Annotated in this window: 25 protein-coding genes; 4 read left to right on the top strand and 21 right to left on the bottom strand. The window is 58.0% G+C overall.

All coding sequences use genetic code 11. From position 1 onward, the window contains the following. Positions 1-140: 140 nt before the first annotated feature. The 3 genes from J3P84_RS03495 to J3P84_RS03485 all read right to left on the bottom strand — a co-directional run bounded on the left by J3P84_RS03495 (position 141) and on the right by J3P84_RS03485 (position 3,315). Entirely contained in the window at positions 141-899 is a 759-nt protein-coding gene (locus J3P84_RS03495) for an alpha/beta hydrolase family protein (RefSeq protein WP_434571500.1), read from the bottom strand. Then, positions 889-1,998: a DUF3182 family protein gene (locus J3P84_RS03490; RefSeq protein ID WP_434627800.1), complete on the bottom strand. Its 1,110-nt coding sequence runs from the start codon at positions 1,996-1,998 to the stop codon at positions 889-891. The genes J3P84_RS03495 and J3P84_RS03490 overlap by 11 nt, the downstream gene beginning before the upstream one ends. Positions 1,999-2,322: 324 nt before the next feature. Further along, a complete protein-coding gene (locus J3P84_RS03485) occupies positions 2,323-3,315 on the bottom strand; it encodes a GlxA family transcriptional regulator (RefSeq protein WP_434627797.1) in 993 nt (330 codons plus the stop codon). A gap of 98 nt (positions 3,316-3,413) precedes the next feature. On the opposite strand from J3P84_RS03485, the gene J3P84_RS03480 reads away from it, so the two are divergent. Together J3P84_RS03480 and J3P84_RS03475 are read left to right on the top strand one after the other, a co-directional pair. Further along, positions 3,414-3,971, top strand: a complete 558-nt coding sequence (locus tag J3P84_RS03480; RefSeq protein ID WP_434627794.1) for a cysteine hydrolase family protein — start codon at positions 3,414-3,416, stop codon at positions 3,969-3,971. Positions 3,972-4,060: 89 nt separating this feature from the next. After that, positions 4,061-4,678: a hypothetical protein gene (locus J3P84_RS03475; RefSeq protein WP_434627791.1), complete on the top strand. Its 618-nt coding sequence runs from the start codon at positions 4,061-4,063 to the stop codon at positions 4,676-4,678. Positions 4,679-4,727: 49 nt separating this feature from the next. Here J3P84_RS03475 and J3P84_RS03470 read toward each other — a convergent pair whose 3' ends face one another. Both J3P84_RS03470 and J3P84_RS03465 read right to left on the bottom strand, forming a co-directional pair. Continuing rightward, positions 4,728-7,115: a TIM-barrel domain-containing protein gene (locus J3P84_RS03470; RefSeq protein WP_434627788.1), complete on the bottom strand. Its 2,388-nt coding sequence runs from the start codon at positions 7,113-7,115 to the stop codon at positions 4,728-4,730. Further along, on the bottom strand, positions 7,112-8,428 hold the full coding sequence (locus J3P84_RS03465) for an MFS transporter (protein ID WP_434601986.1): 1,317 nt from the start codon (positions 8,426-8,428) through the stop codon (positions 7,112-7,114). The genes J3P84_RS03470 and J3P84_RS03465 overlap by 4 nt, the downstream gene beginning before the upstream one ends. A 212-nt stretch (positions 8,429-8,640) precedes the next feature. Here J3P84_RS03465 and J3P84_RS03460 point away from each other — a divergent pair, with 212 nt between their 5' ends. After that, positions 8,641-9,708 carry a LacI family DNA-binding transcriptional regulator gene (locus J3P84_RS03460; protein WP_434627784.1) on the top strand — a complete coding sequence of 356 codons (1,068 nt, stop codon included), beginning with the start codon at positions 8,641-8,643 and terminating at the stop codon, positions 9,706-9,708. Between the two features lie 170 nt (positions 9,709-9,878). Here J3P84_RS03460 and J3P84_RS03455 read toward each other — a convergent pair whose 3' ends face one another. Both J3P84_RS03455 and J3P84_RS03450 read right to left on the bottom strand, forming a co-directional pair. Beyond that, the gene (locus J3P84_RS03455) at positions 9,879-10,394 is read right to left on the bottom strand and encodes a single-stranded DNA-binding protein (protein ID WP_024778338.1); all 516 of its coding nucleotides are present in this window, start codon (positions 10,392-10,394) and stop codon (positions 9,879-9,881) included. 9 nt (positions 10,395-10,403) lie between these two features. After that, a complete protein-coding gene (locus J3P84_RS03450) occupies positions 10,404-11,801 on the bottom strand; it encodes an MFS transporter (RefSeq protein ID WP_305498449.1) in 1,398 nt (465 codons plus the stop codon). Between the two features lie 168 nt (positions 11,802-11,969). Here J3P84_RS03450 and uvrA point away from each other — a divergent pair, with 168 nt between their 5' ends. Then, positions 11,970-14,804: an excinuclease ABC subunit UvrA gene (gene uvrA / locus J3P84_RS03445; protein WP_434571478.1), complete on the top strand. Its 2,835-nt coding sequence runs from the start codon at positions 11,970-11,972 to the stop codon at positions 14,802-14,804. Positions 14,805-14,874: 70 nt separating this feature from the next. Here the strand turns inward: uvrA and bfr are convergent, their stop codons facing one another. The 14 genes from bfr to rplF form a co-directional block, all read right to left on the bottom strand. Next, positions 14,875-15,339, bottom strand: a complete 465-nt coding sequence (gene bfr / locus J3P84_RS03440) for a bacterioferritin (RefSeq protein WP_024778335.1) — start codon at positions 15,337-15,339, stop codon at positions 14,875-14,877. Positions 15,340-15,497: 158 nt separating this feature from the next. After that, positions 15,498-16,946: a catalase gene (locus tag J3P84_RS03435; RefSeq protein WP_434627781.1), complete on the bottom strand. Its 1,449-nt coding sequence runs from the start codon at positions 16,944-16,946 to the stop codon at positions 15,498-15,500. A 224-nt stretch (positions 16,947-17,170) separates the two neighbouring features. Then, a complete protein-coding gene (gene rplQ / locus J3P84_RS03430) occupies positions 17,171-17,557 on the bottom strand; it encodes a 50S ribosomal protein L17 (RefSeq protein ID WP_003176402.1) in 387 nt (128 codons plus the stop codon). A gap of 42 nt (positions 17,558-17,599) precedes the next feature. After that, positions 17,600-18,601: a DNA-directed RNA polymerase subunit alpha gene (locus J3P84_RS03425; RefSeq protein WP_003176403.1), complete on the bottom strand. Its 1,002-nt coding sequence runs from the start codon at positions 18,599-18,601 to the stop codon at positions 17,600-17,602. 22 nt (positions 18,602-18,623) lie between these two features. Continuing rightward, on the bottom strand, positions 18,624-19,244 hold the full coding sequence (gene rpsD, locus J3P84_RS03420) for a 30S ribosomal protein S4 (RefSeq protein WP_003176404.1): 621 nt from the start codon (positions 19,242-19,244) through the stop codon (positions 18,624-18,626). Between the two features lie 18 nt (positions 19,245-19,262). Then, entirely contained in the window at positions 19,263-19,652 is a 390-nt protein-coding gene (gene rpsK, locus J3P84_RS03415) for a 30S ribosomal protein S11 (RefSeq protein ID WP_002555466.1), read from the bottom strand. Between the two features lie 30 nt (positions 19,653-19,682). Continuing rightward, positions 19,683-20,039: a 30S ribosomal protein S13 gene (gene rpsM, locus J3P84_RS03410; RefSeq protein ID WP_009045849.1), complete on the bottom strand. Its 357-nt coding sequence runs from the start codon at positions 20,037-20,039 to the stop codon at positions 19,683-19,685. 130 nt (positions 20,040-20,169) lie between these two features. Further along, entirely contained in the window at positions 20,170-20,286 is a 117-nt protein-coding gene (rpmJ, locus tag J3P84_RS03405) for a 50S ribosomal protein L36 (protein ID WP_002555468.1), read from the bottom strand. A gap of 30 nt (positions 20,287-20,316) precedes the next feature. Beyond that, entirely contained in the window at positions 20,317-21,645 is a 1,329-nt protein-coding gene (gene secY, locus J3P84_RS03400) for a preprotein translocase subunit SecY (RefSeq protein WP_018612224.1), read from the bottom strand. Further along, on the bottom strand, positions 21,646-22,083 hold the full coding sequence (gene rplO, locus J3P84_RS03395) for a 50S ribosomal protein L15 (protein WP_003186032.1): 438 nt from the start codon (positions 22,081-22,083) through the stop codon (positions 21,646-21,648). 3 nt (positions 22,084-22,086) lie between these two features. Continuing rightward, positions 22,087-22,263 (bottom strand): 50S ribosomal protein L30, encoded by a 177-nt coding sequence (gene rpmD, locus J3P84_RS03390; RefSeq protein ID WP_003176408.1) that lies wholly within the window; start codon positions 22,261-22,263, stop codon positions 22,087-22,089. A gap of 2 nt (positions 22,264-22,265) precedes the next feature. Further along, positions 22,266-22,766 (bottom strand): 30S ribosomal protein S5, encoded by a 501-nt coding sequence (rpsE, locus tag J3P84_RS03385; protein ID WP_003186035.1) that lies wholly within the window; start codon positions 22,764-22,766, stop codon positions 22,266-22,268. A gap of 3 nt (positions 22,767-22,769) precedes the next feature. Next, the gene (rplR, locus tag J3P84_RS03380) at positions 22,770-23,120 is read right to left on the bottom strand and encodes a 50S ribosomal protein L18 (RefSeq protein ID WP_003186037.1); all 351 of its coding nucleotides are present in this window, start codon (positions 23,118-23,120) and stop codon (positions 22,770-22,772) included. A gap of 10 nt (positions 23,121-23,130) precedes the next feature. Beyond that, positions 23,131-23,664, bottom strand: coding sequence for a 50S ribosomal protein L6 (gene rplF / locus J3P84_RS03375; protein WP_003186039.1), 534 nt, complete (start codon positions 23,662-23,664; stop codon positions 23,131-23,133). Positions 23,665-23,671 lie beyond the last annotated feature (7 nt).

The following is a 23,671-nucleotide window of genomic DNA, read 5'->3' as shown; positions in this document are numbered from 1 at the left end:
TGGCATGACGCCTTCGTCGGATCGCCGCCCGGAGCAGGCTCGCTCCCACAAGAGACCTGTGTGAACCCGGGCTCAGACTTTCTGCGAGTCCTTGTGGGAGCGAGCCTGCTCGCGAAGAGGCCCGCCAGGACACCAGCTGTCTACCGCTCCTGAATGATGCTCAACCGCTCGCCCACCACCATCTCCGTGATCCAGCTCACCAGGATCGAGGTGTAGGCCTGTTGTGACACGGGGTCACTCAGGGAATGGTCGGCGCCATCGATGATCCGATGAGTCAACGAGTGAGTCTGCTGGCAGGCGGCCCGGTAGCTCATGATCGTGGCGTGGGGCACATGATCGTCCGTCTCCGACTCCACCAGCAACACATCGCCGGTGAATTGCGCGCAGGCGTGCAAGGCCCGGTTGGTATCGGCGTGCACCAGGGTGCTGCGGTAATCGAGCAAGTCAGCCTTGTCGAGGTCGCGCTTGGGCGTGTGCCACTGCTCGTCGCGGTACAGCGCCGGCACCCGCAGGGCCAGCCAGCGCACCGGTCGCAATGAGGTAAGGATCGAGGCCAGGTAACCACCGTAGCTGGTACCGACCACCGCGATCGCCGAGGTGTCCAGGGCCGGGTGGGCGAGCAACCGGTCGTAGGCCGCCAGCAAGTCCCGCAGGTTGTCCTCGCGCGTGACCCGCGACAGCGGAATCCCGGCCCCACCGGTGTGGCCGCGCAAGTCGAAGGTCAGGCACACGCAGCCCAGGCCGGCAATGCCTTTGGCCCGCTCAAGATCTCGCTCCTGGCTGCCGCCCCAACCGTGTACGAACAACACACCGGGAACCTTCGACTTGGGGCTGAGGAAGGTTCCATTCATGTGTTCATCATCAATCGCAATCTGGATGGTTTCGCTTCTAGCCGTCATAGGATTGAACCGTTACGTATTTGAGTAGGAAATCACCATTTTCCGCAGCGCCGCGATAAACCTCCGTGGCGCCGGGCGGCAGCGGTTGGTCGGTGTAGGTTTCGACTGAGGACACCCGAACCGCGCGGATCGATGGGTCCTCGACGAACACCTGCAAGGCAGCCAGTTCAGCGCTGCTGGCGCCGCCCATTCGCCAGGACTGCTCCAGCACGCCACCGCGAGGCTGGCCCCCGGTATCCGTCCCTTGGGCAATGTCGTAGTTGCGCCGCGAAGCAAAGAACGTGGGGAAAGCCTGGTTGGCGGCGTCATCGAATACCTGCGCCAGCCGGACCGCTTCGCGCACATCGTCCGGCAATTCCAGGCCGAGAAGCTCGATGTAGCCCCCTTGCGCCACCAGCAGGTCGGAGCCGCCGTAGACCTCTTCCCCTTCGTTGTCGTGGGTCAGGTGCTGCACGCCGCAGTAGCTCAAGACCTTGCCGTTGATAAAGCTTTGGCCGACGCTCTGGGTCTTGACCTCACTGAGATTCTGTTCCAGCACGATTCCCTCGCTGAACAACGCCTGGGCGTCTGGAGCCGCGACGATCTCATCGAATTGCCCGATGCTCCGGATGACTCGCTGGCCACGTCCGGCGCAAGCATGGATTGGCTTGAAGCGAATCGGCCCGGCGTAGAGCAGATGCTCTGCGGCCTGGCGCGCATCCTTGAGCGAAAACACGCTGATGCCGTCGAGCACAACGCCCCGGGTCAGCTTGGCGAACAGCGGTGACCAGCCCTTCGGCGCGACCGCATCCTTATTCAACAGACCATGGGCAATCGCCTTGGTGCAGATGAAATCGTGGTCGACGTAACCGCCCCAAAGATCGTCCGGTCCCTTGACGCCCAGGCGCAACGCAGCCTCGGGACCGATCAGGGTTTGCGTAGGCAACAGGTACAGATCCCGCCCGGCGTGGTTCCGGCTGTCATAGCTGCCGCCGAACTCCAGGCCAAGGATATTCGCCAGCCAGCGCGCCAGCGCCCGATTGGTCTCGACTTCATGCAGGGGTGCCTGGGGATTGACCGAGTGGGCCACTACACATTTGTCACGATGGATCTGGGTCATGCGTTGTCCTTTCAACTGCGCTAAATAGCCGTAGCTATAAGGATTGCAGAGATCAGGCCAACGGCACGGCGGGGGACGAACGGTCAAGGAAACGGGGAGATGAGCGGATGATGTGGCACCGGGCCTGTTTCATTCTGCACGACTGGAGGCGGATGTCCGGCAATTTGCATGACAACTCAAGCCAGCATTTTCCCGTGGCGAGGGAGCTTGCTCCCGCTGGGCTGCGCAGCAGCCCCAACTTTAAACTGACAAACCGCGGTGCACATTATTGGGGGGGCTTCACCCCCCAGCGGGAGCAAGCTCCCTCGCCACAGAGGCTCCGTGTCAGCTTCTGGCAGCACTCGGGTTCACCCCGAACCTTGCCCGGTAATCACTCGGCGCCAGCCCGGTGATTTTCTTGAACGTCGCTCGAAAGGCGCCCGGATCCTGATAACCGACGGTCCAGGCAATGTGGTCGATGGTACCGTTGGTGTACTCCAGCATTTCCCGGGCCTTGCCGACCCGCAGGTGCTGGCAGTATTCGGTGGGCTTGAGGCCGGTAGCCGCGCGAAACCTGCGCAGGAATGTGCGCTCCTCCAGCCCAGCCTGTTCGGCCATCGCGCCAAGGGAAACATCCACCGCGCCGCTGCGTTGCAACCAGTGCTGCACTTTCAGAATCGCTCCATCGCCATGCCCGAGGATCGGCGCGAAATTACTGCCGCACTGGCTCGCGCTGTCGCTGTGCTCGATCACCAGAAATTGCGCGGTGCGTGTGGCAATGCCGGGGCCGAGCAAGCGGTCCACCAGCCGCAGCCCGAGCTCCGACCAGGCCATGAGCCCGGCGGTGGTGATCAGGTCGCCGTCGTCGACAATGGGTTTATCGGCGTTGAGCTTGATCTTCGGATAACGTGCCGCAAAGGTCTTGGCCGAGGTCCAGTGGGTCGTGGCACTACGCCCATCCAGCAAACCGCTTTCGGCCAGCAGGATCGAGCCGACGCAAACCCCGCCCAGTACCGTGCCGCTAGCGTGTTGCGCCCGGAGCCAATCCATCAGCGTCTGTGTTGCGACAGCTTCATTGAAGCCGGCAATGGACGGTGGGATCAACAAGGCGACCAGTGGCGCGTGCGGACCGGTATCACTGGCAAACACCCGCGACGGCATTTCTCCGCCCGCCGTTTGCCAGTGGCTCACGCGTAGCCGCGGCAGCTGCACACTGGCATGCTCCGCCGCAATGCCATCCGCCACGGCAAACAGATCGGTCAAACCATGCACCGCGGCCATTTGCGCGCCGGGGTAGATCAGCACGCCGAGTTCGACGAATGCCTGTTCCTGCGCCATTGTCAGTTTTCCCTCGCCTATTGTCGTTACGGCCAATTCCCGCATCACCGTTCAGGACCAATACTGACTTTCCCCCTGTTGATAACCGAGGAAGTACCATGTCCAAGCAAGCGCTCATCGTAGTTGATATCCAGAACGACTACTTCCCCGAAGGCAAATGGCCTTTGGTCGGCGCCGAAGCCGCTGCCGACAATGCCGTCAGATTGATCGAGGCGTTTCGCCAGGCCGGAAACCAGGTGGTGCACATCCGTCACGAATTCACCTCCGACGAAGCGCCATTTTTTACGCCCGGCTCTGAAGGTGCGCAGTTGCATCCCAAGGTACTCAACCGCGCCGATGAACCGGTCGTGCTCAAGCACTTCGTCAATTCGTTTCGCGAAACCGAGCTGCAAGCTGTCCTTGAACGCCACGGCATCGAGCGGTTGGTGGTGGTCGGTAGCATGAGCCACATGTGCATCGACGGCATTACCCGCGCTGCCGCTGACATGGGCTATGAGGTCACGGTGGTGCATGATGCCTGTGCCAGCCGCGACCTGGAATTCAACGGCCTCGTCGTCCCTGCGGCCCATGTCCACGCTGCGTTCATGTCGGCGCTGGGGTTTGCCTATGCGAATGTGGTGAGTACCGAGCAATTCCTGAGCGGCAGCCAGGCGTAGGCGCAGGCATCAACAGCAAGCGGAAATGACTAGGCGTGTGTGAGCGGTTACGACGAGAATGGCCAGATATCTTCCCAAGAGCCAGCCGCATGAAACGCAGACGCCCGCCGCGCCTGGTCGAATCGCCCTTCCCGACCGCTACATCAGCGCCACGGCACCCGCCCACGTGGGATTGCTCAAGCGACGTATCCAGGCCGGGATTCCTGGGGACCATGATCTACGTCGCGGCAATCTTGCTGGCCCTGCCTGCCTACTGGCTGGCAGTGTTCACCCTGATGCTGTTCAAGGTCGAAGGCCTGTCGTCGATTCACAAGCAGATCATTATGGAACCGCTGATTATCGCGCTCATGTTCATCAGTGCGTTCGCGGCCGTCTGTACGATCAACTGGCTCGTCTCCGGGCCCAAGGTGCTTGGCTTCTGTTTTGACGAACGCCAGCAACGCCTCACCTTCACCCAGCGCCGTCCTGCCCGGGAAACCACCGAGAAATGCGTGCCCTATAGCGACATCCATTACATCAAGCCCTACACCTTGAGCACTTTCGCCAATGTGAACCACTTTGATGTCGGCTACACCGGAGCCGATGGCAAGCCGATTTCGCTTCGGTTTTGGGTGGACATCACGGTGGCGGAAATGGAGTTCCATGCCACATGGTTGACGCAGTCGATTGGGGAGAGGATGCAGGAGTTATTGAATCTGGACTTGTGAGCCGGTGGACTTGCCCTCCTGGACCGGGAGGGCAAGACCTGCCAGCGAATCAATGAAGTTGTCCATGCTCCGGAATATCCGCCAACTTCAAAGCGCACCCACTACGGCCATTGATTCTCAAGGCTCGCGCATCCGTAATCTTCAAGGACACCTCAAGCTGCTCCCACGCCGGACAAAAGTCCCCTGTTTTAGCGATCGTCAAATCAATGAAGTCCAGGCCATATTCAAGGGTCCATTTGATGACAACGCAGTTGCCGTTTTTCCAGTCATGACTGATGCCGTCATCTTCAAACAGCACGCCGCTGGAGGCACCTGAAGGCGCAGGAAAAATCACCAGCTCGCGACGCCGATCAAGAGAGGGATCGTTAAGCTTGTGGCATTCACCGATCGGTATCGCAGCGCCCCCTCGCACCAACAAGGGCAAACGTTCCAAAGGCGCATCCAGAACAACGGATTGGCCACCTTCGTACCAGTCACCGGTATGCCAGTCGCACCATCCCGTCGCATTCAGGGGTAACCACACCTCGCGCTCGCGGGCGCCTTCCTCTACCACGCTGGCGACGAGGACATCTCGGCCAAGAAGGAACTCGTCGTTTTCCTCGAACGTTTCAAGGTCATGCTCGTGGTCAAGAAACGTAGGTCGCAAGATGGGCTCATCTTCGTTACTGGCTTGCCACAGCAAGGTATAGAAGTAAGGCATCAATCTGTATCGGAGCCCGATGGCGTCACGGACCGCATCGGTGACCGTTGGGTGCATCCATGGCTCATTGACGGTGCCATCGTCGTTCCAGGAGTGAATGGTGAAGCGCGGATGCATCACACCATTCTGGACCCAACGGACAAACAACTCCGGATCCGGCTTGTTACCCGAGAACCCACCTACATCGTGCCCGACGTTGTACAACCCCGACAGGCTCATGCCCAGGCCCATGCGGGTGTTGTAGCGGAGGGTTTTCCAGTTGGTTCGGTTATCACCGCTCCAAGTCTGAACGTAGCGCTGCATGCCGGCGCAACCTGAGCGTGAGATGAGATAGGGCCGTTCCGATGGCGAAAACCGCTGTTGTGCCTCTAAAGACGCTCTCATCATCAGCAATGCCATGACAGGCCGGATATGTTTGATTGCTATTTCGCGCCCGAAGCCGTGGCAGCGTGCCTCACCGTCCCACACCTCGAACTCATTGTTATCGTTCCACGTGCATTCAATACCCAGCTCCAACAGCTGTGTTGTGACATTCGACTGCCACCAGCTGACAGCGTCCGGGTTGGTGAAGTCCAGATGAGAGCCCTCATCGTCCCAGAAGACAGAGCGCTCTGGCATGTCGTGTTCAGAGTCGCCGATGAACATCTTTCGCCTGGCTACCTCGGCGTAGCGCGGATGGTCCTGCAAGAGACAAGGCTTGATGTTGGCAACCAGCCTGACGCCGGCATCACGGTAGGCCTGGGCAAGCGCCTTGGGGTCTGGGACCTTTTCACGGTTCCAGTTGAAAACATAACGTTTTTCGCCAATGGAGGTGTACCCGGATGACAGTTGAAAAGAGTCACAAGGGATATCGTGCCGACGGCACAGATCAAGAAAATCCAGCAATTGTTCCTGGGCATTTTCGGCATCGGTGTAGTGCATCGTCGAGCCGCTGTAGCCCAGGCTCCATTTAGGCAGAAACAGAGTGCGTCCGGTCAGACGAACAAAAGCCTTCGTCACATCCAGTATGCGCGGGCCTGCAAGTACCCAGTAATCGAGGTCACCGGCATCCGCTTTGTACCGACGGTAGGGCCGGTGATAATTATCCAGCTCGTTCCCCAGATCAAAGAGGCTGGTGTTCAGGTTGTCATAGAACATCCCGAAGCTGGCGTGCTCCTGGTGCGTGATGACAAAGGGGATATGTTTGTACAGCGGGTCAGTGCTCGCAGCGTCATATCCCATTGCATCCAGGTTACGCATTTCAAAGCGTTTGCCGGCGCGATTCAAATCGCCGGTCTTTTCGCCGAGCCCGTAATAGCGATGTTCCGGCGCGCGAAGCTGGTAATGCTCCAGGCCTTCACCATGAGCATCAAGCGAATAGGCACCGGTGGGCCGATCCGAAACCAACGGCCTCCAGTCCTGGCCATCGTGGTATTCCCATTGCAACCACAGCGGACGATTTACCGTGATGCGGAGTTTTCTGGTCGTGAGTACCAACCGGTCCTGAAATTCTTCGACCCGGTACGCGGGCAAAGAAAAATCCGCCAACGACTTGCGGGCCCGGCCCTCCCAGGCGACATCCTCCCGGGGCGCGATGCTCCAGGTCCGATCCAGTGCCAACGCGCCTGCACGCATGAGCAGTACACGCGCCAAACCGTCTTCGAGGATATGAATTCTGAAGAGATGTCGGCCCTCGACCAGAAGCTCGATGTAGCCTTTTTCCTGGGCCTGTAATTCCCAGACTTTAAGTGACTTCATTGGGCACGCACCGCTTCAGGTTTGGACGCTCTGTCGGCGATAAACAAAATCATGAAAAACGCACCTATAAAATCAAAGAGCCCCATCGCAATGAACAATGGGTTGAATCCTATCTTGTCCACGCTGACACCGATGATCAGCGAAAAAATGAAGCTGGCAATCCAGGCACATGAGCCTCGCATTCCGTTCACAGTCGCCAGCTCATCCCGATCAAACGTTTCGACGACCAGTGCACTTAACATGCAGGAGATAATCTGGTGGCCAAAACCGCCGACTGAAATAAGCGCAATCGCTACATAGGGGTCTTCCACCTGGGTCATCACGGCTAACGAAAACATCAGGAACGCGCCGGTGATTGAACTGGCGACAATCGAATTCACACGGGTGCATTTGAAAAAACGATGGTAAGCGCGTGACAGGTAACCGCTGGCGACACTGCCCAGATCCGCCGCCAGAAACGGAACCCAGGCAAACAGTACGATTTGCTTGAGGTCCATTCCTCTTTCGTTGGCCAGATACAGCGGCACCCAGAAACTCATGACTGCCCATGCCGGCTCTGCCATGAAGGCGGGAAGCGCGATACCGTAAAATCGCTTGTCCCGACCAATCTTTTTCAACGCTTTGAAAAAAGGCATTTGCTGGCCGATTTTTTCGCCGTCTTGTTGGATATGCTTCAACTCATCGGGCGATAAGCGCGGATGAATAGTGGGAGCGTGGTAGAGCCATCCCCAGACGGCGGCCCATATCAGGCCGATCCCGCCGGAAATCAGGAATGCGCCCTGCCAGCCCAGGCTTACATGAGCCAGATAGATGATGGGAGGGGCGAGCATCGCCCCCAGAGAAAAACCAACCCCCGCCCATCCCGCAGCGATAGGGCGTTCTTTTTTGGGAAACCAGTCCCCTATCGCCTTGGCATTGGCGGGTGTAGCCGCTGCCTCCGAAGCGCCCATGAAAAAACGCAGAATCGCCAGATGTACCCAACTCGCTGCCCCGGCATGAAGAAGGCACATCACTGACCATACGACGGCGCATATGACGAAGCCGAGCTTGAGCCCGATCGCATCGATCAGCCAGCCGCAGACGGGTTGGAAAACTGTGTAGGCAAGTTGAAACGAGGCGACGACCCACGAGTACTGTTCCGTCGACATGCTGAACGTGGTTTTCAGTTCCGGCGCCAAGATACCCAGTGAATTGCGGGTTATATAGTTGACGGTGACGCCGAGCAAAAACAGGGAAAGCATCCACCATCGCAGATGCGGGATGAATTTTAGCTTGGCCGAAAGTCGAGCATTGCGTTCGATATCGATAGTCATCAATTCTTCGCCTGTCGCCGTATTTTCCGGCGTTTTGTTTTTATTTGAGGCTTGAACGCTATGGCAACTGCTCATGATCCGTACAGAAGCAGGCGTGTATAGATTTACATCCACCGCCGACGCAACTCGACAGAAACCCAAGCACGCTAGGATTGATGGCCCTTTTCTGCTATGAAAGCTTTTACATAAATTGTCTCAATGGATAAGCCACGGTGGGAAAGTTACGCATTGCTGAAATTGCGGCACAGACGGGCCTGTCCATCGCGACGGTGTCGCGGGTGCTTGCTGGCAAATCCAACACCCGCCACGCCACGAGAGAAAAAGTGCTGGCGGCGGCTCGTCAGCAGGGCGTGATGGAAGGCCTCGCCAATGGTCGCTTCCTGCTCAACGGGCTGACCATCTTCGCGCCCTCGCGGGCCTTCAACGTACGCTCGGATATCTTCTACTACAAAGTTATCCAGGGCATCACGCAGGCGGTCGCGCAACATGATGTTCGAGTTCGCTATTGCGAGCTTGAAGAGGTTGATAGCGACGCATTGCTGTTTTTACAGAAGATGAATCAGAAGGACACCGGTGCGGCGATCCTGATTGGTATTGATGATCCGCACATACACCAACTCGCGGCCGACCTCAGCAAGCCGACGGTACTGATCAACTGCATTGATCGCAGCATGCGCTTGCCCTCGATATCGCCCGACCACTTCTTGATCGGTCATTATTCGATAAATTATCTGTTTCAGATGGGGCACCGAAATGTACTGACCCTCCAGTGTCTCAGGCGGTACACGATGGATCTGCGGATACGTGGAATTCGTGATGCATGGAAGGAGCAAAATCTCGAATTCATCGAAACAAAACACCTGATGGTTGCCGAAGGTTTCGGCAGTGCTGAATCTGAAGCGCGGGTAGCGGCCTTCCTGGAAAACTGCGCCCCCGACGACCGACCGACTGCCATCCTGGCCGGGGGCGACTTCATGGCAGCCGGCGCGGTTAAAGCGCTGCAGAATGCCGGCTTGAGGGTTCCTCAGGATGTTTCAGTGATGAGCATGGACGGGTTCAACCTGGCGGACATCAACGATATACCGCTCACCACGCTTCACGTGCCCCGCGGTGAACTGGGCGCGGAAGCGATAAGGATCTTGAGACAGCAGCTTTTCGAACCGCGATCGCCTTGTGGCAATCTTCTTCTCGGTGGACACCTGATAACCGGCAGTTCGGTGCGGCGCATCAAGCACAGCGCCAAGCAAACGCCGGTCTATCAGACGATTATCTATGACTGATCCATTCGCGGCATAACCCGTCAATCCGTGCTCATCTCAATTGATTGATCTTGGGACACCTTGGCTTACGCAGAGCGAAAAAAACCCTCCAGGCTTTGCAGCGAAGAGGGTTTTTTCGAGCTTTCAGGTTTCAGTGGATGAGGAGACTCATCGAATGAAACCACTGCGGATCAGAACGGAATATCGTCATCAAAGCTGTCGAAATCCGGAGCCGGTTGCGGTGCGGCCTGTTGCGGAGCTGGGCGCTCGCGCTGTGGCTGTGGCGCCGATTGCGGACGAGGGGCTTGCTGGCGTGGAGCTGACTGCTGGTAGTTGTTGCCACCCTGCTGCTGGTCACCTTGCGGACGGCCACCGAGCAACTGCATGGTGCCTTGCATGTCGACCACGATTTCGGTGGTGTAACGCTTGATGCCGTCTTTTTCCCACTCGCGGGTCTGCAGCTTGCCTTCGATGTAGACCTGCGAACCCTTGCGCAGGTATTCGCCGGCAATCTCCGCCACTTTGCCGAACATCGACACGCGGTGCCATTCGGTCTTCTCGACCTTCTGGCCGGTCTGCTTGTCGGTCCATTGTTCGCTGGTCGCCAGGCTCAGGTTAGTCACGGCGTTGCCGTTAGGCAGGTAGCGAACTTCTGGATCCTGGCCGCAAGTACCGACCAATATGACTTTGTTAACCCCACGGGCCATAACGTTCTCCTAGGCTTCGCACGCTGCCGGGGCCGGGTTGTTCACCAGGCGCTCAAGCGTCGCACGATCCAATAATTCGGTGTCCAGTTTGATATAAACGGCCGCCTCGTCGGCGACCACCACTGCATCGGTTACTCCAACGACGGCCCTGAGGCGCTCGGCCAGGCCTGCTTCGCGGATGGCTTCGGGCGACAACGGCAAGCGCAGGCTCGTCACATACGGAGGTTCGCGCATGGTAACAGCAAAAACCAGCCAAAGTGCAGCCAGCGCGGCACATCCCAGGAACACAACCGACAAACCGCCATGCTGGAACAGCCAGCCGCCGAGGATCCCGCCCAATGCCGAACCGAGGAACTGGCTGGTTGAATAAACCCCCATCGCCGTGCCCTTGCCACCCGCCGGTGACACCTTGCTGATCAGCGACGGCAGTGACGCCTCCAACAGGTTGAACGCGGTGAAGAACACCACCGTGCCAATCACCAAGGCGCGCAAGCTGTCGCCGAACTGCCAGAAGAATAGCTCAGTGAGCATGAGCGTCACGACGGCGCCGAGCAAAACTCGTTTCATTTTGCGTCGCTTCTCGCCATAGATAATGAACGGAATCATGGCGAAGAACGAAATGACCAGTGCCGTCAGATAGACCCACCAGTGCTGCTCCTTGGGCAGGCCGGCCTTTTCCACCAGCGCCAGCGGCAAGGCCACGAAGCTGGACATCAACATGGCGTGCAGCACGAAGATGCCCAGGTCCAGGCGCAGCAGGTCAGGATGCTTGAGCGTCGGCACCAGCGCCTGGCGGGCCACCCCGGATTCACGGTGCTGCAACGGCCCGGTGGAGCGCGGCACGATCAACGCGACGATGAGGATGCCCACCAGTGCCATGGCACCGGTCGCCAGGAACAACCCCGACAACCCAAAGGCACGGGTCAACAACGGTCCTACAACCATGGCGACGGCGAACGACAGACCAATCGTCATGCCGATCATCGCCATGGCTTTCGTGCGATGTTGCTCGCGGGTCAGGTCCGACAGCAACGCCATGACTGCAGCGGAAATGGCGCCCGCTCCTTGTAGGATCCGTCCGGCGATCACGCCCCAGATCGAATCGGCATTCGCCGCCAGCACGCTGCCGAGGGCGAACACGATGAGCCCCAGGTATATCACCGGGCGCCGGCCGATCCGGTCGGAAATGATCCCGAAGGGAATCTGGAAAATCGCCTGGGTCAGGCCGTAGGCGCCGATGGCGAGCCCGATGAGGGCCGGGGTCGCGCCCGCCAGGTCCATGCCATAGGTCGCCAGTACCGGCAACACCATGAACATGCCGAGCATGCGGAAGGCGAACACCAGGGCCAGACCGCCTGCCGCGCGGGTCTCGCCGCTACTCATGCGTTCGCTGTGGGGATCTTGCATGGAAAAACCTCGTGTGAACCGGCGGGGATTCTACCAGTCCCATCGATTGAGGGGGTATATGGCGACCGTTTGCCGCGCAGTCTTCATGTATGGCTTGCAATAGTGTGCATCCATCCAGTATTTGCCCGTATACTCCTACGTTTTCGACGCCCGCCGAGCGAGGCCACTTTGGACAAGATCCTGATTCGTGGGGCCCGTACCCACAACCTGAAGAACATCGACCTGACCCTGCCCCGGGACAAGCTGATCGTCATCACCGGCCTGTCCGGATCCGGCAAATCATCCCTGGCCTTCGACACCTTGTACGCCGAAGGCCAGCGCCGCTATGTCGAATCGCTGTCGGCCTACGCCCGGCAGTTCCTGTCGATGATGGAAAAACCCGACGTCGATACCATCGAAGGCCTGTCGCCAGCGATCTCCATCGAACAGAAGTCGACGTCCCATAACCCGCGGTCGACGGTCGGCACCATTACCGAGATCTACGACTACCTGCGCTTGCTGTATGCGCGAGTCGGTATCCCCCGCTGCCCTGATCACGACACCCCACTGGAAGCCCAGACCGTCAGCCAGATGGTCGACCTGGTGCTCGCCCAGCCGGAAGGCAGCAAGCTGATGCTGCTCGCACCGGTGATTCGCGAGCGCAAGGGTGAACACCTGATGGTCTTCGAAGAATTGCGCGCCCAGGGCTTCGTACGCGCCCGGGTCAACGGCAAGCTGTGCGAGCTCGACGAGCTGCCGAAGCTGGATAAACAGAAGAAGCACTCGATCGATGTGGTGGTAGACCGCTTCAAGGTCCGCGCCGACCTGCAGCAGCGCCTGGCCGAATCCTTCGAGACCGCACTGAAGCTGGCCGACGGCATCGCCCTGGTGGCGCCGATGGACGACGAACCCGGTGAAGAGATTATCTTCTCGGCACGCTTCGCCTGCCCGATCTGCGGCCACGCCATCAGCGAGCTGGAACCCAAGCTGTTTTCCTTCAACAACCCGGCCGGCGCCTGCCCTACCTGCGACGGCCTGGGGGTCAAGCAGTTCTTCGACACCAAGCGGCTGGTCAACGGCGAGCTGACCCTGGCCGAAGGCGCGATTCGTGGCTGGGACAGGCGCAACGTCTATTACTTCCAAATGCTCGGGTCGCTGGCGGCCCATTACAAGTTCAGCCTGGACAAACCATTCAACGAGCTGCCCGCGGACCAGCAGAAATTCATCCTGCATGGCAGCGGCACGCAGAACGTCGATTTCAAATACCTGAACGACCGTGGTGATATCGTCAAGCGCTCCCACCCGTTCGAAGGCATCGTGCCTAACCTGGAACGGCGCTACCGCGAGACCGAATCGGCCAGCGTGCGCGAAGAACTTGCCAAGTTCCTCAGCACCCAGCCCTGCCCGGACTGCCGCGGCACCCGTTTGCGCCGGGAGGCGCGGCACGTGTGGGTGGGTGAGAAAACCCTGCCGGCGGTGACCAGCCTGCCGATCGGCGATGCCACTGACTATTTCGGTGGCTTGAAGCTCACCGGCCGTCGTGGCGAAATCGCCGACAAGATCCTCAAGGAGATCCGCGAGCGCTTGCAGTTCCTGGTGAACGTCGGCCTGGACTACCTGACCCTCGACCGCAGCGCGGATACCCTGTCCGGCGGTGAGGCCCAGCGTATCCGTCTGGCCAGCCAGATCGGTGCCGGGCTCGTGGGTGTCATGTACATCCTCGACGAACCGTCCATTGGCTTGCACCAGCGGGACAACGACCGGTTGCTCGGCACGCTGAAACACCTGCGCGACATCGGCAATACGGTGATCGTGGTCGAGCACGATGAAGACGCGATTCGCCTCGCCGATTACGTCGTGGATATCGGCCCGGGCGCGGGGGTGCACGGCGGACACATCGTCGCCCAGGGCACCGCCGCCGAAGTCATGGCGCACCCCGACTCGCTGACCGGCAAATACCTGTCGGGCCGGGTGAAGATCAAGGTGCCGGCCAAGCGTACCCCACGCAATAAAAAGCTGTCGTTGACCCTCAAGGGCGCACGCGGCAACAACCTGCGCAACGTCGACCTGGAAATCCCGATCGGCCTGCTGACCTGCGTTACCGGTGTTTCCGGCTCCGGCAAGTCGACGCTGATCAACAACACGCTGTTTCCCCTCAGTGCCACCGCGCTGAACGGTGCCACCACCCTGGAAGCCGCCGCGCATGACAGCATCAAGGGCCTGGAGCATCTGGATAAAGTTGTCGACATCGACCAGAGCCCGATCGGCCGGACGCCGCGCTCCAACCCGGCGACCTATACCGGGTTGTTCACGCCAATCCGCGAACTGTTCGCCGGCGTACCGGAATCACGCTCGCGGGGCTACGGCCCGGGCCGCTTCTCGTTCAACGTCAAGGGCGGGCGCTGCGAAGCCTGCCAGGGCGATGGCCTGATCAAGGTGGAGATGCATTTCCTGCCCGACATCTATGTGCCGTGCGATGTGTGCAAGAGCAAGCGCTATAACCGTGAAACGCTGGAGATCAAGTACAAGGGCAAGAATATCCACGAAACCCTCGAAATGACGATCGAGGAGGCCCGAGCGTTCTTCGACGCAGTACCGGCATTGGCGCGCAAGCTCCAGACATTGATGGATGTGGGGCTTTCGTACATCAAGCTCGGGCAGTCGGCGACGACCTTGTCCGGCGGCGAGGCGCAGCGGGTCAAGCTGTCCCGTGAACTGTCCAAGCGCGATACCGGCAAGACCCTGTATATCCTCGACGAGCCGACCACAGGCCTGCACTTCGCCGATATCCAGCAATTGCTCGATGTATTGCATCGCCTTCGCGACCACGGCAACACCGTTGTGGTCATCGAGCACAACCTGGATGTGATCAAGACGGCTGACTGGCTGGTAGACCTCGGGCCGGAAGGCGGCTCCAAGGGCGGCCAGATCATCGCCGTAGGTACGCCGGAGCAAGTGGCGGAAATGAAGCAGTCTCACACCGGCTATTACCTCAAGCCGTTGCTGGAGCGTGACCGGGACTGAAGCACCGGGCATGAAAAAGCCCCTGTCATCTCATCGATGGCAGGGGCTTTTTTATCCCGCAATAAATACATCAGAACTGCGATTGCAGGTAATTCTCCAGCCCGATCAACTTGATCAAACCCAGCTGCTTTTCAAGCCAGTAAGTGTGGTCTTCTTCAGTATCGTTGAGCTGCACCCGCAGGATCTCGCGAGTGACGTAGTCGTTGTGCTGTTCGCACAGCTCGATACCTTTGCACAGCGCCGCGCGGACTTTGTATTCCAGACGCAGGTCGGCGGCGAGCATGTCAGGTACGGTGGTACCGATATCCAGGTCGTCCGGGCGCATGCGTGGCGTGCCTTCGAGCATCAGGATCCGGCGCATCAAGGCGTCGGCGTGCTGCGCTTCTTCTTCCATCTCGTGGTTGATACGTTCGTAGAGCTCGGTAAAACCCCAATCCTCGTACATCCGTGAGTGGATGAAATATTGATCACGGGCTGCCAGTTCGCCTGTCAGCAACGTGTTGAGGTAATCGATTACGTCTGGGTGACCTTGCATCGCCCTACATCTCCACAAGCTTTGAAAGGCCCTAGTTTGAACCAAGCTGACTGCAAGGTCACTCGCCTATCGCAATAAAAGTGAAGAAAATCCGAGAAAAGCAGGGTAAATAACGCAAAAACCGCCCAAATGAGGGCGGTTCTGCTTCTCGTTTAGACTTAGTTAAGCTGTACGCCCAAGGCTTTTGCGATACCTTCTCCATAAGCAGCGTCTGCCTTGAAGAAATGCTGCAGCTGGCGATCGACAACATCCGCCGAGACCCCCGCCATCGCACCGGCGATATTGCTGATCAAAAGCGCTTTCTGCTCATCGTTCATCAAGCGGAACAGTGCACCGGCATGGCTGTAGTAGTCGGTGTCTTCGCGATGATCATACCGATCCGCCGCACCGCTGAGGGCCAGTGCCGGCTCCGCATAACGCGGCGCTTGCTTCGGCGCCTCCACGAAGCTGTTTGGCTCATAGTTCGGAGCCGCGCCGCCATTGCTGCCGAACGCCATGGCGCCGTCGCGCTGGTAGGTATTGACCGGGCTGCGCGGCGCGTTCACCGGCAACTGCTGATGGTTGGTGCCTACGCGGTAGCGGTGTGCATCGGCATAGGCAAACACACGCCCCTGCAGCATGCGATCAGGCGAGAGACCCACACCCGGCACCATGTTGCTAGGCCCGAATGCCGCTTGCTCCACTTCGGCGAAGTAGTTCAGCGGGTTGCGGTTGAGCTCCAGCTCGCCGACTTCGATCAGCGGAAACTCTTTCTGCGACCAGGTCTTGGTCACATCGAACGGGTTTTCGTAATGGGCCGCGGCCTGTGCCTCGGTCATGATCTGGATGCAGACACTCCATTTCGGGAAGTCACCACGCTCGATCGCGTTGAACAGGTCGCGCTGGGCATAATCCGGATCGGTGCCCGCCAGGCGTGCAGCTTCGGCCGGCGCGAGGTTCTTGATGCCTTGCTTGGTCTTGTAGTGCCATTTCACCCAGTGACGCTCACCCAGGGCATTGATCAGGCTGTAGGTGTGACTGCCGAAACCGTGCATGTGACGGTAGCCGTCAGGAATACCGCGGTCAGAGAACAGAATGGTGACCTGATGCAACGCTTCGGGCGAGTGCGACCAGAAGTCCCACATCATCTGGGCACTTTTGAGGTTGCTTTGTGGCAGGCGCTTCTGGGTGTGAATGAAGTCTGGAAACTTAAGTGGGTCGCGGATGAAAAACACCGGTGTGTTGTTGCCGACGATGTCCCAGTTACCTTCTTCGGTGTAGAACTTCAGGGCGAAACCGCGTGGATCGCGCTCGGTATCGGCGGAGCCGCGCTCGCCACCCACGGTAGAGAAGCGCAGGAAAGTCGGCGTCTGCTTGCCAACCGACTCGAACAACTTGGCGCTGGTGTATTGAGTGATGTCGCGAGTTACGGTGAAGGTGCCGTAAGCGCCTGAGCCCTTGGCGTGCACACGACGCTCTGGAATGTTTTCGCGATTGAAATGAGCAAGCTTCTCGATCAGGTGGAAATCGTCGAGCAGCAGCGGGCCACGTGGGCCGGCGGAGCGAGAGTTCTGGTTATCGGCGACAGGAGCGCCACTGGCGGTCGTAAGCGTTTTGGTCTGGCTCATGCTCAAATCTTCCTAGGTCGGTTCGGACTGCCGGCTAATCGGCTGGTGAGGAGTATTGATCATGTTAGTGACAGTATCCAAATTCATTAAATCATGGGCTTCGATAGTCATTATCTAATAAGCAAGATTGCCAATAGCCAGGCCAGGCGAAACGGCTAAAGCACTTTTCCATCGAGCACAAAAAACCGGGCACTAGGCCCGGTTCTTCGTTGCAGACTGTCGTCTTACTCGGCGCTTACAGCTTCGCCGGCAGTAGCACGATCAACCAACTCGACGTACGCCATAGGCGCGTTGTCGCCAGCGCGGAAACCGCACTTGAGGATGCGCAGGTAGCCACCCTCACGGGTAGCGTAACGCTTGCCCAGGTCGTTGAAGAGCTTACCAACGATAGCTTTCGAACGAGTACGGTCGAAAGCCAGGCGGCGGTTAGCCAGGCTGTCTGTCTTGGCCAGAGTGATCAGCGGCTCGGCAACGCGGCGCAGTTCTTTGGCTTTCGGCAGTGTAGTTTTGATCAGCTCGTGCTCGAACAGCGACACCGCCATGTTTTGGAACATGGCCTTGCGGTGCGAGCTGGTGCGGCTCAGGTGACGACCACTTTTACGATGACGCATGGTTCATTCCTTACCAAACACAACGTTCGGTGATTACGACGATCAGGCAGTCGCCTTGTCGTCCTTCTTAAGACTTGCAGGCGGCCAGTTGTCGAGGCGCATGCCGAGGGACAGACCGCGGGAGGCCAGAACGTCCTTGATTTCAGTCAAGGATTTCTTGCCAAGGTTCGGAGTCTTCAACAGCTCTACTTCGGTACGCTGAATCAGGTCACCGATGTAGTAGATGTTTTCCGCCTTAAGGCAGTTAGCCGAACGTACAGTCAGTTCCAGATCGTCAACCGGGCGAAGCAGGATCGGATCGATCTCGTCTTCCTGCTCGATAACCACTGGCTCACTGTCACCCTTGAGGTCGACGAACGCAGCCAACTGCTGTTGCAGGATGGTTGCAGCGCGGCGGATAGCCTCTTCAGGATCCAGGGTACCGTTGGTTTCCAGATCAATAACCAGCTTGTCCAGGTTGGTACGCTGTTCGACACGGGCGTTTTCCACCACGTATGCGATACGGCGAACCGGGCTGAACGAAGAGTCAAGCTGCAAGCGACCGATGCTGCGGCTTTCGTCTTCATCGCTCTGACGCGAGTCTGCCGGTTCATAACCACGACCACGAGCTACGGTGAGCTTCATGTTCAGGGCGCCGTTAGACGCCAGGTTAGCGATTACGTGATCGGGGTTAACGATCTCGACATCATGATCCAGCTGAATATCGGCAGCGGTAACCACCCCCGAACCCTTCTTCGACAAGGTCAGCGTAACTTCGTCACGACCGTGCAGCTTGATAGCCAGACCTTTAAGGTTCAACAGGATTTCAATTACGTCTTCCTGTACACCTTCGATGGCGCTGTACTCGTGGAGCACACCGTCAATCTCGGCCTCGACTACTGCACAGCCGGGCATTGAGGACAACAGGATGCGGCGCAGCGCGTTGCCCAGGGTGTGGCCGAAACCACGCTCGAGAGGCTCGAGTGTGATCTTGGCGCGGGTTGGACTGACAACCTGCACATCAATATGGCGGGGTGTCAGGAACTCATTTACCGAAATCTGCATGGATGCACCTATTTTCTAGCCCTTACTTGGAGTAGAGCTCGACAATCAGGCTTTCGTTGATGTCGGCGGACAGATCACTGCGAGCAGGAACGTTCTTGAAAACGCCCGACTTCTTCTCAGTGTCTACTTCTACCCATTCTACGCGGCCACGTTGGGCACACAGATCGAGAGCTTGGACAATGCGAAGTTGGTTTTTTGCTTTCTCGCGAACAGCAACCACGTCACCAGCACGAACCTGGTAGGACGGAACGTTCACGGTCTGGCCGTTAACGCTGATCGACTTGTGCGATACCAGCTGACGGGATTCGGCACGAGTAGAACCGAAACCCATACGGTATACAACGTTGTCCAGACGGCATTCGAGCAGCTGCAACAGGTTTTCGCCGGTTGCGCCTTTCTTGCCAGCAGCTTCTTTGTAGTAGCCGCTGAATTGACGCTCGAGAACGCCGTAGATACGACGGACCTTCTGCTTTTCACGCAGTTGGGTGCCGTAATCGGACTGGCGACCGCGGCGTTGGCCGTGGATACCAGGTGCTGCTTCAATGTTGCACTTCGATTCGATCGCGCGCACGCCGCTCTTCAGGAAGAGATCGGTGCCTTCGCGACGAGCGAGTTTGCATTTTGGACCAATGTAACGAGCCATTCTTTACAATCTCCTGGATTACACGCGGCGCTTCTTCGGCGGACGGCACCCGTTGTGCGGGATTGGCGTCACGTCGGTGATGCTGGCGATCTTGTAGCCACAGCCGTTCAAAGCGCGGACTGCGGATTCACGACCTGGACCTGGACCTTTGACGTTGACGTCGAGGTTTTTCAGGCCGTATTCCAGCGCAGCTTGACCAGCACGCTCAGCAGCTACTTGAGCAGCGAACGGGGTGGACTTGCGGGAACCGCGGAAACCCGAACCACCGGAGGTAGCCCAGGAAAGAGCGTTACCTTGACGGTCGGTAATGGTCACGATGGTGTTGTTAAAAGATGCATGGATGTGGGCGATGCCATCAACCACTGTCTTTTTAACTTTTTTACGAGGACGAGCAGCAGGTTTTGCCATGATTAAATTCCTGTCGATTCGCTGGGGCGATTACTTGCGGATCGGCTTACGCGGACCTTTACGGGTACGCGCGTTGGTCTTGGTACGCTGACCGCGTACTGGCAGACCACGACGATGACGCAGACCGCGATAGCAACCGAGGTCCATCAAGCGCTTGATTTTCATGTTGATTTCGCGACGCAGGTCACCTTCAGTGGTGAACTTCGCCACTTCGCCACGCAGCTGTTCAATTTGCTCGTCGCTCAGATCCTTGATCTTTGCTGCTGGGTTGACCCCAGTCTCTGCACAAATTTTCTGTGCAGTAGTGCGACCAACACCATAGATGTAGGTCAGCGAGATAACAGTATGCTTGTTATCTGGAATGTTGACGCCTGCAATACGGGCCATTCAGTGGGACTCCAATTGACAGCTACCTACGCCCCGGAAGCCAAGAAATAGGGCGCGAGATAATATCGCTGTAATAACAAATAATCAACCCGGCAGCGCACTAGCTGCCGGGCTTAAAGCACAATCACACTCAGCCTTGGCGCTGTTTGTGACGCGGTTCCGCGCTGCAAATTACCCGAACAACACCTTCGCGGCGAATAATCTTGCAGTTACGGCACAGCTTTTTCACCGATGCACGAACTTTCATCACCAACTCCTCGAACCTTATGGACGCTACTCAGCGCAACATGCCGCTGCCGTAGCCCTTCAGGTTGGCTTTCTTCATCAGGGATTCGTACTGGTGCGAAACGAGGTGCGATTGTACTTGGGACATGAAGTCCATCACAACCACGACCACGATCAGCAACGAGGTCCCGCCAAGGTAGAACGGAACGTTTGCCGCAACCACCAGGAACTGGGGAAGCAAGCACACGGCCGTCATGTAAAGAGCACCGAACAAGGTCAAACGCGTCAGAACGCCATCAATGTAGCGCGCCGACTGCTCGCCCGGACGGATACCCGGAATAAAGGCACCGGACTTCTTCAGGTTTTCCGCTACGTCTTTCGGATTGAACATCAACGCCGTATAGAAGAAGCAGAAGAAAATAATCCCTGCACTAAACAGCAGAATATTCAACGGCTGACCAGGAGCGATCGACTGCGAGATGTCCTGCAACCAGCCCATACCTTCAGACTGGCCGAACCAGGCACCCAACGAAGCCGGGAACAGCAAGATGCTGCTCGCGAAAATGGCCGGGATAACGCCGGCCATGTTCACCTTCAACGGCAAGTGGCTGGTCTGCGCAGCAAAAACCTTGCGGCCCTGCTGACGCTTGGCGTAGTGAACAGCGATACGACGCTGGCCACGCTCAATGAACACCACGAAACCGATAATCGCTACTGCCAGCAAACCGATGGCAACCAGGGCGAAGATGTTGATATCACCCTGACGCGCAGACTCGAAAGACTGCCCGATCGCTCTCGGAAGACCGGCGACGATACCTGCGAAGATCAACATCGAGATACCGTTGCCAACACCACGCTCAGTAATCTGCTCACCCAGCCACATCATGAACATCGCACCCGCCACAAAAGTGGTTACCGCGACGAAATGGAAGCCAAAGTCACCAGTGAACGCTACGCCCTGCCCCGCCAGACCGATGGACATGCCAACAGCCTGGACGAGAGCGAGGACGACAGTGAGGTAGCGGGTGTACTGGCTGATCTTGCGACGGCCAGCTTCACCTTCCTTCTTCAACTGCTCCAGCTGCGGGCTGACAGCGGACATCAGCTGCATGATGATCGATGCCGAAATGTACGGCATGATCCCCAGTGCAAAGATGCTCATCCGCTCCAGCGCGCCGCCGGAAAACATGTTGAACAAGCTAAGAATGGTCCCCTCATTCTGTCGAAACAGGTCCGCGAGTCGGTCCGGGTTGATACCTGGAACCGGGATGTGTGCGCCTATTCGGTAGACGATAATCGCCAGGAACAGAAAACGCAGACGAGCCCAGAGTTCAGACATACCGCCTTTGCCGAGCGCAGAGAGAGCACCTTGCTTAGCCATTTATTCCTCGAACTTGCCGCCAGCTGCTTCGATAGCCGCACGCGCACCTTTGGTGGCGCCGATTCCCTTTCCGATGGTGACAGCACGAGCAACTTCGCCCGACAGCATGATTTTCACACGCTGTACGTTCTGGTTGATCACGTTGGCATCCTTCAGGGACTGCACGGTGACGATGTCGCCATCCACCTTGGCCAGCTCGGACAGACGCACTTCTGCGCGGTCCATGGCTTTCAGGGAAACGAAACCGAACTTCGGCAGGCGACGATGCAGCGGCTGTTGACCGCCTTCAAAGCCTGGAGCAATGGTGCCACCGGAGCGGGAGGTCTGACCCTTGTGGCCACGGCCACCGGTCTTGCCCAAACCACTACCGATACCACGGCCCGGACGATGCTTTTCGCGACGGGAACCCGGCGCTGGACTCAGATCATTGAGTTTCATCGATTAACCCTCGACACGCAGCATGTAGTAAGCCTTGTTGATCATCCCGCGATTCTCGGGAGTATCCTGGACTTCTACAGTGTGACCGATGCGACGCAGACCCAGACCCTTAACGCACAGTTTGTGGTTAGGGATGCGGCCGGTCATGCTTTTGATCAGCGTAACTTTTACGGTAGCCATGATCAGAAGATCTCCTTGACGCTTTTGCCACGCTTGGCGGCAATGGATTCAGGAGACTGCATTGCTTTCAAACCCTTGAAGGTGGCGTGAACCACGTTTACCGGGTTAGTCGAGCCGTAGCACTTGGCCAGAACGTTCTGAACGCCAGCAACTTCGAGGACAGCACGCATAGCGCCGCCAGCGATGATACCGGTACCTTCAGAAGCAGGCTGCATGTACACCTTCGAAGCGCCATGGGCAGACTTCATTGCGTACTGCAGGGTGGTGCCGTTCAGATCAACCTGGATCATGTTGCGGCGAGCAGCTTCCATTGCCTTCTGGATCGCAGCAGGCACTTCACGCGACTTGCCACGGCCGAAGCCAACACGCCCTTTACCATCACCTACCACGGTCAACGCGGTGAAAGTGAAGATACGGCCGCCTTTAACGGTTTTGGCTACGCGGTTAACTTGAACCAGCTTCTCGATGTAGCCTTCGTCGCGCTTTTGGTCGTTATTTGACATAACTTAGAACTCCAGCCCAGCTTCACGAGCAGCATCAGCCAGCGCCTTGACGCGGCCGTGGTACTTGAAGCCAGAGCGGTCGAAAGCCACCTGCGAGACGCCAGCGGCTTTAGCACGCGTAGCGACCAGCTGGCCAACCTTAGTGGCCGCGTCGATGTTGCCAGTGGCGCCATCACGCAGTTCTTTATCCAAAGTCGAGGCACTTGCCAGGACTTTGTTGCCGTCGGCCGAAATGACCTGGGCGTAGATGTGCTGCGACGAGCGGAACACGCAGAGACGCACGACTTCGAGTTCGTGCATTTTCAGGCGTGCTTTGCGAGCGCGACGCAGTCGAGTAACTTTTTTGTCGGTCATTTGCTATGCCCTACTTCTTCTTGGCTTCTTTACGACGGACGACTTCGTCCGCGTAGCGCACACCTTTGCCTTTGTACGGCTCTGGTGGACGGAAGTCGCGGATCTCGGCGGCCACTTGACCTACCAGCTGCTTGTCGATGCCCTTGATCAGGATATCGGTCTGGCTAGGAGTCTCAGCGGTGATGCCTTCCGGCAGTTCATAATCCACTGGGTGCGAGAAGCCAAGAGCCAGGTTCAGCACTGTGCCTTTTGCTTGCGCTTTGTAACCAACACCGACCAGCTGGAGCTTGCGCTCGAAGCCTTGGCTTACGCCTTGGACCATGTTGTTTACCAACGCACGAGTGGTACCAGCCATTGCGCGAGTCTGTTGATCGCCATTGCGAGCAGCGAAACGCAGCTCACCAGCTTCTTCAACGATCTCAACGGACGAATGGATGTTCAGTTGCAGAGTGCCCTTGGCACCCTTCACCGAAAGCTGTTGGCCTGCGAATTTGACTTCGACACCGGCTGGCAGCTTAACGGGGTTCTTAGCGACGCGTGACATGCTTATC

Source organism: Pseudomonas sp. Z1-29, assembly GCF_051131995.1.
Classification (GTDB): Bacteria; Pseudomonadota; Gammaproteobacteria; order Pseudomonadales; family Pseudomonadaceae; genus Aquipseudomonas.
The sequence above is the reverse complement of the archived record's forward strand: the minus strand, read 5'-3'. Positions and strand labels throughout refer to the sequence as shown.